Raw genomic sequence first — 13,948 nt, 5'->3', positions numbered from 1 at the left:
ATTTCCTTACGACGTTCAGCAACAACACTATAGCACCCGCCTTGTATCCACCCAATTTAAGGTATTGTGATAATTGCAAAAGATCGGTAGTCTGAGGTTCCTTATGTTATCTGAAAAGCCTCCGGCATAAGGAATCTCTCATGGAACTCTCCCCGGTTAAAACGACGCTGCGCATCGCGCTGGTTGGTGATTACAATCCCGATGTTATTGCGCACCAGGCGATCCCGCTGGCGATTGACGACGCCGCAGCGGTTCTGGATCTCACCGCTGATTATGACTGGCTCGCCACGCCTGAGCTGACCAGCCCCGAAGACCTGGTCGGGTACGATGCCATCTGGCTGGTACCGGCAAGCCCGTATAAAAACACCGAGGCGGCGTTTATTGCGGCGCGTTACGCGCGTGAGAACAGCATCCCCTTTCTCGGCACCTGCGGCGGGTTCCAGCATGCGCTGATTGAGTATGCGCGTAATGTACTGGGCTGGCACGATGCAGGCCATGCCGAAACCGACACCGAGGGAAGGATGGTAATTGCCCCGCTGACCTGCTCGCTGGTGGAAAAAACCGACGCGATCGAGCTGCGGAACAACACGCTGATTGCCAGAGCGTATGGCAAGCCGGAAATTCAGGAGGGGTATCACTGCAATTACGGCGTCTCACCTGAGTTTGCCGACCAGCTTGAGCGGGGCGACATGCGCGTAACGGGCTGGGACGAGCAGGGCGAGATCCGCGCGGCAGAGCTGGTAACCCATCCTTTCTTTGTCATCACCCTGTTCCAGCATGAGCGGGCCGCGCTGCAAGGGCGCCCGGTCGTGCTGGTACAGGCCATGCTGCGGGCGGCGCAGGGATAAAAAAAGCAGACCTCCGGGTCTGCCTTGAATGTCAGCGGGGTGTGATCTCCCGGTCACGCCCGGCAAGCATACCGCATAACGCCATCACCACCGCGGCCAGCGCGCAGGCGAGCAGCGGAATGCGCCAGTCTCCGGCGGTATCGTGAATTTTCCCCATCAGCGGTGGGCCACAGGCCGCCAGAAGATAGCCAATCGACTGTGCCATGCCGGAGAGCGCCGCGGCCTGATGGGCCGAGCTGGCGCGCAGCCCGATAAACGTCAGGCCGAGGATCATGGTGGCTCCGGATCCAAAGCCAAACACCAGCGTCCAGACGACGGCCAGCCCCGGCGCGAACCAGAACCCGGCCGCGCTGACGGCGCACATCAGGGCGACAAGCCCGGCAATGCCTCGCTGATCGTTAAGACGGTGCAGGATCAGCGGAATGGCGAGACCGGGAACCGCGGTTGCCAGCTGGAGAAGCCCGTGCATGGAGCCAGCCTGCGTTTCGCTGTAGCCGTGGCTAAGCAAAATCGCGGGTAACCAGCCGATAATGACATAGTAAATCAGCGAGTTAATGCCCAGAAAAAGCGTCACCTGCCAGGCGAGCGCCGAGCGCCAGATAGCCCGATTGTGCAACGCGCCCGCTCCGGTCAGGGTGGCAGCCGGTCTGTGGCGCCATTGCGGTAACCACAGCAGCAGCGCCACCAGCGGGAAGAACATCAGCATCAACAGCGCCCCGTGCCAGCCAGCACTCCCCAGCGACAGGGGGACGATCAGCGCCGACCCTGCGGCAGCAGCGGCCCCCATCGTCAGCGAATAAGCCCCCGTCAGTTTTGCGACCTGGCCCGGAAAATCACGTTTGATTAAGCCGGGTAGCAGGACATTGCCCAGCGCAATCCCACAGCCCACGATCGCCGTACCGATAAACAGCAGCGAGGCCGACGGTAGCGAACGTACGCCAATCCCGATGCAAATCAGCAGCAGAGCGATAAAAAGGCTGCGCTCCATGCCCAGACGCCGGGCGACGCCTGCGGCAAGGGGAGAGATAAAGGCGAAGGCCAGCAGAGGCAGCGTCGTGAGCAGGCCGGTTTGCGCCGTGCTTAAGCCATAGTCCTGTCGGATGGTATCGAGCAGGGGGGCGACACCGGTAAAGGTGACGCGCAGCGTCGTGGCAATCATCAGGATGCCTGCAATCAGCAGCGCACCCTGTTTCCCGGAAGGTTGAATAGCAGTAGTCATTATTGTCTCTTACGTTCAGGCGAGCGCATACCATACCGATTTAAGTCGTGGTTGAAATCAGGCTAAAATGACAGTTTATCGCTAATATCGGACAACTTTATGTACGGACTGGGGCTCGATGGCTACGATCCCGATAGCCAGCACGACGCGGCGGTGGCCTTTCGCATCCGCGTGGTGGCACAGGAACAATATATTCCGCTGCATCAGCACCGCAAAGGGCAGCTGATTATGGCGCTGGGGGGAGCGATCACCTGTGAAGTGGAGAACGCGATGCTGATGGTGCCGCCCCAGTATGCGGTGTGGATCCCGGGACAAACGCCGCACAGCAACAAGGCGACGCCCGGCGCGCAGCTCTGTCTGCTGTTTATTGAACCCGGTGCGCTCGAATTGCCGACGCGTACCTGTACGCTGAAAATATCGCCCCTGGTGCGGGAGCTGGTGCTGGCGCTTGCGGACAGGTCACGGGAGGAACTGCCTCTTCCCGCTACCGGAAGGCTGGTTGACGTCCTGTTTGATGAACTGCCCCTGCAACCGCAGGAGCATCTACAGCTGCCGGTATCTCCGCATCCAAAAATTCGCCTGATGAGCGAGACCATGGCAAACGAACCTGCCGCCTGGCAGACGCTGGCGCAGTGGGCAAGCCACTTTGCCATGAGCGAACGCAATCTGGCGCGGCTGGTGGTGAAAGAGACCGGCTTAAGCTTTCGCCGCTGGCGGCACCAGCTCCAGCTGATTGTCGCATTGCAGTTTTTGATCGGCGGAAAGTCGGTTCAGCAGGCGGCGCAGGCGCTGGGGTATGACTCCACCACCGCCTTCATCACCATGTTTAAGAAAGGACTGGGACAGACGCCCGCCCGCTATATCGCCAGCCTGACTACGACTTCCCGATAAACAGCGAAACCAGACCGGCAGCAATCAGCGGGCCAACCGGCACGCCACGAAACAGCGCCACGCCTAACACGGTGCCTACCAGCAGCCCGGCCACCAGCGAAGGCTGGCTGCTCATCAGCGTCACGCCGCGCCCGCCAAGCCACGAGACAAAAACGCCCACCGCAATCGCCACCAGCGATTTCCAGTTTACAAAGGAGTGCAGCAGCGTTGAGGCCGGTAGCGTTCCGCTGGCAATCGGGGCCATCACGCCGATGGTCAAAATAATGATCCCGATGGTAAGCCCCTGTTTTTCTATCCACGGGAAGAAGGTATTCAACGGTGTGACGCGAACGATGATCAGGACCAGAATGGAAATCGCAACGGTGGTGTTGTGGCTGACAAAACCAAGAGCAGCCAGGGCCAAAAGTATGAGCAGTGTAGGGTCGAACATGACGGGATCCTTGCCAAAAATAGTAAGCCTGCTTACTTTACGCGCAAACGCGACGGCAGGCAGGCTTTACTGAAAAAATTGTCTATTTTTGGGCACTTGCCTGACGTCAGTCCACAAGTTGCTGGATAAGCGGACTCCCTTCACGGATAAACACCGGGATGGTTTCCAGCGCCGCAGGCACACGGATATGCTCCCCACCGGCGTAGCGCTCACCGTTAAGAGCGACCCAGCTATTGCCCGTCGGCAACCAGACATCGCGCTCACGCTGACCGGCCTGCATAACCGGCGCCACCAGCAGATCTTCGCCAAACAGATACTGATCTTCACACGCCCAGCTCTGCTTATCCTGCGGATAGTGCCAGAACAGCGGACGCATGAGCGGGTCTCCGTGCAGATGAGCCTGCTGGTACAACGCGTCAATATACGGGCGCAGGGTTTCGCGCACGGTAAGCCAGTGCTGCATGATGGCGTAATTCTCTTCTCCGTAACTCCACAGCTCATTAGGCGAACCGCTGTTACACTGAGGAATGCCGTCACGGTAGCGCTCCGGGGGCTGGATCTGCGGTTCGCGATAGCCGTGCATGCGCAGAACCGGTGTAAACACCGCCCACTGGAACCAACGGATCAGCAATTCGTGGAACGCCGGATCGTTAACGTTCCCTCCCTGGAAGCCGCCGATATCGGTCGTCCACCATGGGATCCCCGCCAGCCCCATATTCAGTCCCGCGGCGAGTTGATTGCGAAAAGCATGGAACGAGGAGTGGACATCACCCGACCACGCCAGCACGCCGAAGCGCTGGCTGCCTGCCCAGGCGCAGCGTACCAGGTTAACAATGTCGGTTTCACCGTTTGCCTGGAGCCCATCGTAAAAGCCCTGCGCAAAGTCACGCGGGTAGCGATTGCCCACTTCCAGCACCGGACCGGCGTGGTAGCGATAGTTGTCAAAATCATAGGCGCGGTATTCCGGTTCCGCTTCGTCCAGCCAGAACAGCTTAATGCCCATGTCGTAGTAATTTTTCTTCACCGTATCCCAGACGAATTTCCGCGCCTCAGGATGGGTCGCATCAAAGAAGGTGGTATTGCCCATAAAATCGAGGTTGACCTGTACGCCACGTTCACTGCTGACCAGCCAGCCTTTGGCTTTCATCAGCGGATAGAGAGGGCTGCGCGCCTCTACCGTTGGCCACACCGACACCATCAGCGCAATACCCATTTCGCGCAGCTCGTTGACCATCCCTTCAGGATCGGGCCAGTCTACGGGGTCGAAGCACCAGGTGCCCTGATTCGGCCAGTGGAAAAAGTCGATGACCATCACCGACAGCGGCAGATTACGGCGGCGATACTCCCGCGCAACCTCCAGCACCTCCTGCTGGGTGCGGTAGCGTAATTTGCACTGCCACAGCCCGCTGATAAACGCCGGGGCGGGGGGCGGAGTACCGGTGGCTTTCACATACTGGCGGGTGATATCCGCCACCGTATCAGCGGCGGTGATCCAGTAGTCCATTTCTCCCGTCACGCGGGCGCGCCATTCCGTCTGATTTTTTGCAAAGCTGGCTTCACCAATCGCCGGGTTGTTCCACAGCAGGCCATAGCCAAGGCTGGACTGCATAAAGGGCACGCTGGCCTGGGAGTTGCGCTGCGCCAGTTCCAGCGTACAGCCTTTCAGATCCAGCCACGGCTGTTGATACTGACCCATGCCATAGATGCGTTCATCCGGACGCGATTCAAACCGGACGGTGAGCTGATATTTCCCCCCCATTAGTGGCTTAAATTCGCGGCCATCCAGCTTCAGGGCGCTGACATATTTATCCTGACTTTTCTCGCTGGCACCGATACCCACCGTTGAGCGCTGGCGCCACATCTCCTCCAGCAGCAGTTCGCCGCGCTGATTGTAGAAGGCCAGCTGACCTTTAAGGTTCAGCGTCGCGGTAATATTGCCGTTACGCAGCGTCAGGCTTTCCGCTTCGGCGATAATCTCAGCCTGGCAAGGGGCGGCGGGCAACAGTGCCTGTAAAGCGTCATCAAAAGCCGGAGAGCAGGTGGCCCTGACGCGCAGGCTGTTTTCACCCCACGGTTCAATACGCAGGATCTGGCGTTCAAAACGCCATTCGATACTGTTGGAATGTTGGATCAGCTCACTCATGGATAACGCGTCCTTCTAAACAGGGTGTTTGGCAAGATGGATGGATTGCATTGTGCTGTCGTCGAGCTTGTACCAGCGCAGCGTGGCAAACGCGCAGAGTGACAAGACGCCAGGCACGACGGTGAAGAGGGCGATGATGCAGTACATGGCCGTGGTAGTCTGTTCCGGGGCATTGGCGACATAGCCGCTTAAGCCCAGCGTCCAGCCAACAATCGCGCCGCTGATCGCCATCCCCAGCTTGAGTACGGCGAGGAAGGTGGAGAAGATCACGCCGTCCATGCGTTTGCCCTGTTTCCATTCGCCGTAATCGGCGACGTCCGCCATCATTACCCACATCAGGGTGGTGGTGGCCTGGTAAAGGGTGGAGACGATAAACGTCATGGGCACCAGAATAAGCACTGACTTCGGCGCAAAGAACAGGGCGATACTGAGTACCCCCGCCAGTACGGAACAGTATCCAAACATCTGCACTTTGCTGACGTTCTGCGTCAGACGTTTGGCCAGCGCGCTGCCTGCGGCTTTCCCGAGAATATGCGCCCCGAGCATCCACATAAAATAGCTCGCGCTACCGAGATAATAAGTGACGAAATACATCATTGCGCCAAGGCGAATAACGCCAAAACCAATGTTGGTTAATACCAGGACGGCGACAACCCGCCATTGGTCGTTTCGTAATAAATCCCGCAGTTCCGCAAGATAATTATTGTGGGTGGCGGGAGCCTTAATACGTTCACGCGTATTGGCGAAGCAGACCCAGAACATGACGACCGCGACGGTCGCCATAATGGCCATCGCCCAGCGGTAGCCCAGTAATTTATCGTCGCCGCCTAAAAACTCTGCCAGCGGCATCATAAAGAATGTCGACAGCGCGCCACCCAGCGTGGCGAGGAAAAAGCGATAAGACTGGAGGGAAATTCGCGCATCGTTGTCGGGCGTAATCACCGCGCCCATGGAGCAATAGGGAATATTGATTGCGGTGTACATCAGCATCATCAGGGTATAGCTGACGGTGGCGAAAATCATTTTACCGTGCAGATCGAGCGACGCCGGCACGGCGTAGGTCAGCAGACAACTTGCGCCAAAGGGCAGCGCCAGCCACAGCATCCAGGGGCGGAATTTGCCCCAGCGCGTGCGCGTCCTGTCTGCGATATAGCCCATCGCCGGGTCTATTATGGCATCGGCGGTTCTCGCCAGAAGAAACATGGTACCCACGAATGCGGCAGGTAGCCCCACCACGTCCGTATAGTAAAACGTCAGAAAAATAATGACGTTATCCAGCCCAATATGGCTCGCCATATCGCCTAACCCATAACTGATTTTTTCTTTACGGGTAATTATTTCGGTCATTGTATTCACCTTGCCATTGTAAGGTTTATTTATGAGGTGCTCCGTAAACAGGGTTAACCAGGATGAAAAGGTTAACAATTGCGAGATCTGGCATTGGGGTTACGTAAATTTCTTTTCGTGATACCGGTAACAAATAAAGTATTTAAACAGTGACTTTATACGGGGGAAGGATAGTTAACAGCGAATCGTTTCAGCGGAAAAATAGTTATTTCGCGGACGCGTCATTGTCATTTAACTGTCATTGTGCGGGGGTAAAAAAGAGGCAAATGGGCAAAGCAGAGGGCATCATGAACGATCCTATGTTTGTCGAAACGCTGATTATCTCCTCATCGTTTTTTATTATCGCGATTATTTTGATTGCTTCCGTGCTGCTGCTGGAAAACGGCTGACCGTTAGCCAGCCGCAGTATTTATTGTTTACGGAACGTCACCAGTTCAGGACGAGCGATACGCAGATAGTCCTGGGTATCCATAATCACCGATTTTTCCAGCAGGCCGGCGTTAAAGGCGATCTCGTCGAAGCGCTCAAACAGCAGCGGATCGGCGACCAGCGTCAGATCCGGATGAAAGCTGAAGGGGGGAATGGCGCCGAAAACGCAGCCGGTAAGCGCATCCACTTCAGCCGGACTGGCGAGCGAGGCCTTTAGCCCACCGAAATGACTGGCCAGCAGGCTCAGATCGGCCTGCCGATCGGCGGCGAGGATTGCCAGAATATGTTTCTTAACGCCGTTGCCTTTTACCTTGCAGACCAGTGCTTTTGCACCCTGTCGGAGATCGGTCCCGCGAATTTCACTGACCGCTTCGCATTTCCCAACGGCCTCATGCGCCACCACGCGAAAGCGCGCCTCCTGCTCGGTTAATAAGCTGATTAGCTGCTGATAGGTCGTCGTCCCGGTCACGTCATCAGACATAACGATTTCACCTGTGATTTGCCAATACGTAGCTTGCTACATTAGCACGGGACGGAGAGGGCTGAAAGAAAACAGCCAGCGGGCGCGCTGGCTGTTGGGTCATGCGTTGCTGGTGGACGACTGCTTCTGGAGCAATTCGCTAAAATCTAAGTGACTGAATTTAATTTATAAAACTCTTTCCCCAAAACATCCCCAAAATAATTCCCCAAAACTCCCTGTTTAAATCACAACTTTTTTCCATTCTAGACCACGATCATCTCCATACATTACGCTCATTGCTTCGGTTTTATGCCCTAAAAGAGTTTTGACATCTATACCCTGAGCTTTGTAAGTTCTTGATGAAAGCGAGCGCTGTTCATGAAACGGCGGAAGGGCAGTGCAATCCTTAGGCCAGGTAATATTTGCTTTATCTCTTGCCTCCTTAAAATATCTTGATATTGTTTTTTCGGGAACGTGAGATCCCGCTTTACCGTAAGCGTGATGCTTAACATGGTGGATCAGATAAGGGCTCACTACTCTATCGCGACACTTACTAATAACATCAGCCAGAGTCAACCCGATTGCATCGCACTTTAAATTTAAGGGGATAGCTAACTTCATTCCGGTTTTATTTTGGGTAACATGAAGGTAATTATCCCAAATGTCACTAAACTTCATCTCGACTATGTCACCAATCCTTTGCCCGGTTACTAAAGCTAAAAGCATAGAATTTTGAGCGCAAGGCGGCAAAGTGCCTGCGCTTTCAAAAATCAACTTCCATTGTTCAATGCTAAGTCTGCTGACCTGCTCCCCGTTGATTAGTACACCCCGATGTTAGTAATGTCTTCATAAGCCACATGAGGACATCCCCATGAAGAAGCGTTTTTCCGACGAACAGATCATCAGTATTCTCCGCGAAGCCGAAGCTGGGGTACCCGCCCGTGAACTCTGCCGCAAGCATGCCATTTCCGATGCCACGTTTTACACCTGGCGTAAGAAGTATGGCGGTATGGAGGTGCCTGAAGTTAAGCGCCTGAAGTCGCTTGAGGAAGAGAACACCAGACTCAAGAAGCTGCTTGCCGAAGCCATGCTGGATAAAGAGGCGCTTCAGGTGGCTCTTGGGCGAAAGTACTGACGACAGACCAGAAGCGGGAAGCCGTGATGTTGATGTGTGATGCGACCGGTCTGTCGCAACGTCGTGCCTGCAGGCTTACAGGTTTATCCCTGTCGACCTGCCGCTATGAGGCTCACCGTCCGGCTGCTGATGCGCATTTATCAGGGCGCATCACTGAGCTGGCACTGGAGCGCAGGCGTTTTGGCTACCGTCGTATTTGGCAGTTGCTGCGCCGTGAAGGGCTTCATGTTAATCATAAGCGCGTGTACCGGCTTTATCACCTCAGTGGCCTGGGCGTAAAACGCAGAAGACGTCGTAAAGGGCTGGCAACAGAACGTCTGCCGCTGCTCCGTCCGGCGGCGCCCAATCTGACCTGGTCGATGGATTTCGTCATGGACGCACTTTCCACCGGTCGCAGGATCAAGTGTCTTACCTGCGTCGATGATTTCACAAAGGAATGCCTGACGGTCACTGTTGCCTTTGGGATTTCAGGCGTTCAGGTCACGCGTATTCTGGACAGCATTGCACTGTTTCGAGGCTATCCGGCGACGATAAGAACTGACCAGGGGCCGGAGTTCACTTGCCGTGCACTGGATCAATGGGCCTTTGAGCATGGTGTTGAGTTGCGCTTAATCCAGCCGGGCAAGCCAACGCAGAACGGATTTATTGAGAGCTTTAACGGACGATTTCGCGATGAATGTTTGAATGAGCACTGGTTCAGCGATATCGTTCATGCCAGGAAAATTATTAATGACTGGCGGCAGGATTATAACGAATGCCGCCCGCACTCCACGCTGAATTATCAGACACCGTCTGAATTTGCAGCGGGCTGGAGAAAGGGTCATTCTGAGAATGAAGATTCCGACGTTACTAACTGAGTGTTGTATCTAATCGTGGGGGCAGGTCACTGAGCCACCAGGCGAGGATGTGATAACGGCATCAATCACGCTGGCATACGACAGCTCCACAGGAACAGCGTTTACGGGGATTCCTGAGGGATATGTACGTCTTTCCATTTCACATGCTGGAAGTGAGTACAAAATACTCGATGTTGATGCTGGTACGGTGACATTAGAACGTATGGTAGATGGAGTGGAAGACCCGTCATGGCCTGGATTCTCTCCTCGTACTGTGCTTGATTTTGATGCAAACAGTCTGAATGAAAACGACTCATGGATGGGGCCATTTCTTGCTTGTCCAGAGAATGAAACCGTCGATATGTTCGAGGTTAATTTCTTCTTCCCAAACGGTATCTGCGGATACAAAGACAGTGGTAGCAAAAAGAACAGAACTGTAACGTGGGAAATTCAGTACCGAGTCTATGGCTCTGGTTCTGGATGGACAAGCAAAACCGGCTCGTACAACATGAAAAACATTAACGGGCTTGGATTTACTGAGCGTGTAACACTTGGAGCGCCTGGGCTGGTTGAAGTGCGTTGCAGAAGGACGAATGAGCAGGGTGAAGGTAACTCACGAGATAACATGTACTGGCAGTCATTGCGAGGACGTTTGTTGTCACGCCCATCATCGTATTCTGGCGTAACAACAATGGCGGTAACAGTGGAAACTGGAGGGAAACTCGCTGCGCAGTCTGATCGCCGGGTAAATATTGTTGCAACACGTATTTATGACACCGGAGGAACCAGAACTATATCTGGTGCCCTTTATCACATTGGTGATGAGCTGGGTCTGGCTATGGACCATGAGGCCATTGACTCGCTTGAAGAGACGTACTGGACTCCTGACAGCGAATTCTTCGACTATGCCACTACGGATTCTGTTTCTGCACTGGAAATGCTTCAGAAGGTTACTAACGCAGGGAAAAGCTATTTTCTCCTTACAGACGGGCTTGCATCTGTAGCAAGGGAGGGCGTTAAAACGTGGACAGGAATAATCAGCCCACAGGAAATGACAGAACCTCTCCAGACCGCCTTTGTTGCACCATCAGCAGATGATTATGATGGTGTTGATGTGACATACATCAACGGCACAACATGGGCAGAGGAAACGGTGCAGTGCAGGACTCCAGGCAATCCTACTCCTGTAAAAATTGAGGACTATACCTTAGACGGAGTTTTGGATCAGGACCGTGCTTATCAGATAGGTATGCGACGCCTGATGAAGTACAGGCAGCAGCGACTCACACATACCACTACCACAGAGCTGGACGCTCTTTGCTACAACGTCGGTGACCGCATCGTGTTCACTGACGATATACCTGGAAGCAAGACTATCAGTACGTTGATAGAGGGCATGTCGATCGAAGGAGGAGTAACAACAATCTCGGTTTCTGAGAAGCTTAACTGGGAATTCAGCAATCCTCGTGCACTGATCCGATATCAGGATGGTTCAGCTTCTGGTTTGTTGGTTGTTACAAAGGTCAGTGATTATGATTTAACGGTTCCTGAACAACCTGAGTTCAGCGGAGTTATCCTTAATGACCCGGCAATTGAACCTCCACGACTTATTTTCTGCGAGTCATCACGCGTTGGATATAGCGCGTTAATTTCAGAGATTGCTCCTCAATCTGACGGAACATGCCAGGTCACGGCCAAAGAATATCGAGACTCATTCTATCAATACGACAATGCCTCCTACCCCGGCAATGTAGCTTAATCCATATCAAAACAACCCGCTTCGGCGGGTTTTCGTTTATGAGGCCCATATGACGACTTATAACACCGGCAATCCGCTGGGGTCAGCTGCTGCAAAAGATTTGTATGATAACGCTGAAAACCTTGATCATCTTGTGAATGATCAAGCTAATGAATCCTATCCTGACCGCTTTGGGGCGCAAAGGAAAACATGGTATGGTATAGAGAAAAGTGCGAATCAGGCAATTCTGAATTATGGCTATATCACGAAGGATTCTTTTGAAGATGGCAGCACCATTAGCCTTGCTAACGAGTGCCTGCGCTGGAAGAGCAACGGGGAATATTACAGATGGGACGGAGACCTTACAGAGCCCAAAGATGTTCCCCCGGCATCTACTCCCGATAGCACCGGCGGTATTGGTGAAGGGAAGTGGGTCAGTGTTGGGGATGCCGCTTTAAGGACCGAGCTAAGCAACGGTAAATACCGCAGTGACGCATTGGCTGTAAAGTATGTTCCAGGGGTCGTCATTGATAGCACGACCGATAACCGCGCAGCAGTATACGCTTACACAGGACAAATTTATGTTCCGAAGGGTGTGCAGCTGCGATGTAATTTCCTGCCTGATGATGATGTAACCAAGTTCACTGGTGAAGGAAAAATTCTTACTCGCGACCCATGGGGTAACGAACATGTGTTTGACGTTTCACTGGCAACTCATGGCAGCAAATACACTGCATTCAACGTAATAAACCAGTTCGCTCGCCGCAATACGCAATGTCGTGTTGGTATCGTGGGTGACTCAATCACAGACGGTGCTTATGGAGCCGGGTGGGTAGCCAACCCAACGGACGCAAATGGTGATCTTTCTTCAACGAACTACGACCATAATGGAAATGGTGGCGCAGGTTCCTGGTTCCGTACTTTCACGGACTGGCTTAACCGTTTTACAAAAAATGGCGCATTCATCTTTAAGGCAGAAAACTGTGCATCGTCAGGTAAACGTCTCATTGATGGGTGGGCGAACCGTAACTTTGACCATGGCTTCTTCAAAAACACTGCATACGGGAATGTTCCGCCAGACGTTTGCTTCATGTCCATGGGCGTTAACGATAACGGGCAACTGGATACGTTAGGGTTCGATCAGTATTTGTTCCGCTTTGAGCAGTTTATTCGCAAGGCTTGGGGTTATGGATGTGCTGTCTGCGTTGTTTCAATGAACCAGAATGGCTCACAATGGGCGGCGCTAGAAGCATCAATCAAGAAGCATATTGAACGCCTGTTCCCAGCGGTAGAGTTCCTCGATCTCTCTCAGCCAGTAACTGAGATGTACAGAGACCTCGGAAGCTATACGCTTGAAGATATTGCGCGTCGCCCGACAGATGGCACTTTTGATAGCACGCATTTTGCTCCTTTGGGCCATCAATATATCGGCGCATATGCAGCAAAGGCTGTTATGCCGTATAGAGTCCACACTGCGAAAAAAGGGAATAACTTCGTACCAACAGTTGATAATGATATTCAGCCATTTGGTTTCCCGTCTGGTAGCACGTACAGCGTTGGTATGGAGCGGTTGAGTGGAAACACGTATCTTAATGGTTTAACTGGCTGGGGCGTGGTTTCCCCAGCTACTGAAAATTTAACCATACGATATTTTGTCTGGTGTGATACTTCTGATATATCAATGGTTATTTTTGAACCGTATAACCCAACATATGTTGCAGCAGGTCGCGCTAACTCCGTCTCTATCCGACAACAAGATAACCGTAATGCAGCATTCTTTTCGGGTAATATCGCGAGTAATGGCGTCTCATCGTTTGCGAACAAACTAACCACTCGAACCGGAATACTTAAAAAAGGACTGAATCAGATTGAGATTGTTTACGATGGTACACCGTCAAAAGTATACCCTCCCGCTCTGTTATTCAGAGGAGAGCTGAACGAATCATGTTCTCAGAACGCCTCTGTATTCCTAGCTGCAAATGCGATAAAGGGTGTTTACGGGCAGGTAAGGGATAAAGCAGATCTCTTATTAGCTTATGGTGCAGAAACAGCAAATGATGAAGCGCCTGATATGTATGGTGCCACTAAATCATCAAATGATCAGAATGTTGTCCTTTCAGCTTTGCCTGTTGATTGTGGTGTTGTTTTTTACTACAAACCCACTTCACAAAGTGGAGTTGTTGCCAAGAGAGTGGCGACCGGCATTGAGATCTCGACTATGCTTTTCGGCGCTCTTACTGTTGTCGGCACATTGACTTGCGATGTGACAGGTGAGGTCACGCTCACAGCTGGCCTGTCTGGAACAACTCCGACCATTACAGTTAAGCCAACTAGTGGAGCGACCGTTACGCAACAAGTCGCTGGTTTCTCTGGAGGGAAGATTGGATTGATAAATAAAGGAACAAGCGGACAAACATTATCTGTTAGATCTACTGCGCATTATGTTCTTTAAAATTTAATCAGGGCGGAGAG

The 13,948-nt window shown here is 53.1% G+C and carries 11 protein-coding genes and 1 pseudogene; 6 read left to right on the top strand and 6 right to left on the bottom strand.

Features of this window, described 5'->3' with window-relative positions; translation table 11 throughout:
• Positions 1–140: 140 nt before the first annotated feature.
• Complete coding sequence (locus tag RHN82_RS01035) at positions 141–848, top strand: CTP synthase (RefSeq protein ID WP_047051944.1); 708 nt, start codon at positions 141–143, stop codon at positions 846–848.
• Between the two features lie 31 nt (positions 849–879).
• On the opposite strand, the gene RHN82_RS01030 is transcribed toward RHN82_RS01035, so the two are convergent.
• Positions 880–2,067, bottom strand: coding sequence for a CynX/NimT family MFS transporter (locus RHN82_RS01030; protein WP_047051946.1), 1,188 nt, complete (start codon positions 2,065–2,067; stop codon positions 880–882).
• Between the two features lie 99 nt (positions 2,068–2,166).
• Between RHN82_RS01030 and RHN82_RS01025 the strand changes: the two genes are divergently transcribed.
• Positions 2,167–2,958, top strand: coding sequence for a helix-turn-helix transcriptional regulator (locus RHN82_RS01025; protein ID WP_017384695.1), 792 nt, complete (start codon positions 2,167–2,169; stop codon positions 2,956–2,958).
• Here RHN82_RS01025 and RHN82_RS01020 read toward each other — a convergent pair.
• The 3 genes from RHN82_RS01020 to RHN82_RS01010 all read right to left on the bottom strand — a co-directional run bounded on the left by RHN82_RS01020 (position 2,942) and on the right by RHN82_RS01010 (position 6,878).
• The gene (locus RHN82_RS01020) at positions 2,942–3,388 is read right to left on the bottom strand and encodes a DUF441 domain-containing protein (RefSeq protein WP_003857881.1); all 447 of its coding nucleotides are present in this window, start codon (positions 3,386–3,388) and stop codon (positions 2,942–2,944) included. The two genes, RHN82_RS01025 and RHN82_RS01020, sit on opposite strands and share 17 nt — an antisense overlap.
• A gap of 106 nt (positions 3,389–3,494) precedes the next feature.
• Positions 3,495–5,531 carry a TIM-barrel domain-containing protein gene (locus RHN82_RS01015; RefSeq protein WP_047051948.1) on the bottom strand — a complete coding sequence of 679 codons (2,037 nt, stop codon included), beginning with the start codon at positions 5,529–5,531 and terminating at the stop codon, positions 3,495–3,497.
• Between the two features lie 15 nt (positions 5,532–5,546).
• Positions 5,547–6,878, bottom strand: coding sequence for a glycoside-pentoside-hexuronide (GPH):cation symporter (locus tag RHN82_RS01010; RefSeq protein ID WP_047051949.1), 1,332 nt, complete (start codon positions 6,876–6,878; stop codon positions 5,547–5,549).
• A gap of 287 nt (positions 6,879–7,165) precedes the next feature.
• On the opposite strand from RHN82_RS01010, the gene yoaI reads away from it, so the two are divergent.
• Positions 7,166–7,267, top strand: coding sequence for a small membrane protein YoaI (gene yoaI, locus RHN82_RS01005; protein ID WP_017384693.1), 102 nt, complete (start codon positions 7,166–7,168; stop codon positions 7,265–7,267).
• Positions 7,268–7,287: 20 nt separating this feature from the next.
• Here the strand turns inward: yoaI and RHN82_RS01000 are convergent, their stop codons facing one another.
• Positions 7,288–7,788, bottom strand: a complete 501-nt coding sequence (locus tag RHN82_RS01000; RefSeq protein WP_047051951.1) for a YbaK/prolyl-tRNA synthetase associated domain-containing protein — start codon at positions 7,786–7,788, stop codon at positions 7,288–7,290.
• A gap of 219 nt (positions 7,789–8,007) precedes the next feature.
• On the bottom strand, positions 8,008–8,541 hold the full coding sequence (locus RHN82_RS00995) for a tyrosine-type recombinase/integrase (protein WP_224213927.1): 534 nt from the start codon (positions 8,539–8,541) through the stop codon (positions 8,008–8,010).
• Between the two features lie 97 nt (positions 8,542–8,638).
• Between RHN82_RS00995 and RHN82_RS00990 the strand changes: the two genes are divergently transcribed.
• The 3 genes and pseudogenes from RHN82_RS00990 to RHN82_RS00980 all read left to right on the top strand — a co-directional run bounded on the left by RHN82_RS00990 (position 8,639) and on the right by RHN82_RS00980 (position 13,928).
• Positions 8,639–9,759, top strand: a protein-coding gene (locus RHN82_RS00990; protein ID WP_085950818.1) for an IS3-like element ISSen4 family transposase whose coding sequence is annotated in 2 segments (ribosomal slippage) — positions 8,639–8,897 and positions 8,897–9,759 — 1,122 coding nt in all. Because the reading frame shifts where the segments join, the coding sequence is not laid out codon by codon here.
• A gap of 40 nt (positions 9,760–9,799) precedes the next feature.
• Positions 9,800–11,497: pseudogene (locus RHN82_RS00985) on the top strand (host specificity factor TipJ family phage tail protein); the annotation flags it as partial.
• Positions 11,498–11,546: 49 nt separating this feature from the next.
• The gene (locus RHN82_RS00980; RefSeq protein ID WP_047051520.1) at positions 11,547–13,928 is read left to right on the top strand and encodes an SGNH/GDSL hydrolase family protein; all 2,382 of its coding nucleotides are present in this window, start codon (positions 11,547–11,549) and stop codon (positions 13,926–13,928) included.
• The last annotated feature ends 20 nt before the right edge of the window (positions 13,929–13,948 follow it).

The organism is Enterobacter cloacae complex sp. EB5, assembly GCF_031432835.1.
GTDB lineage: Bacteria > Pseudomonadota > Gammaproteobacteria > Enterobacterales > Enterobacteriaceae > Enterobacter > Enterobacter hormaechei_C.
The sequence above is the reverse complement of the archived record's forward strand: the minus strand, read 5'-3'. Positions and strand labels throughout refer to the sequence as shown.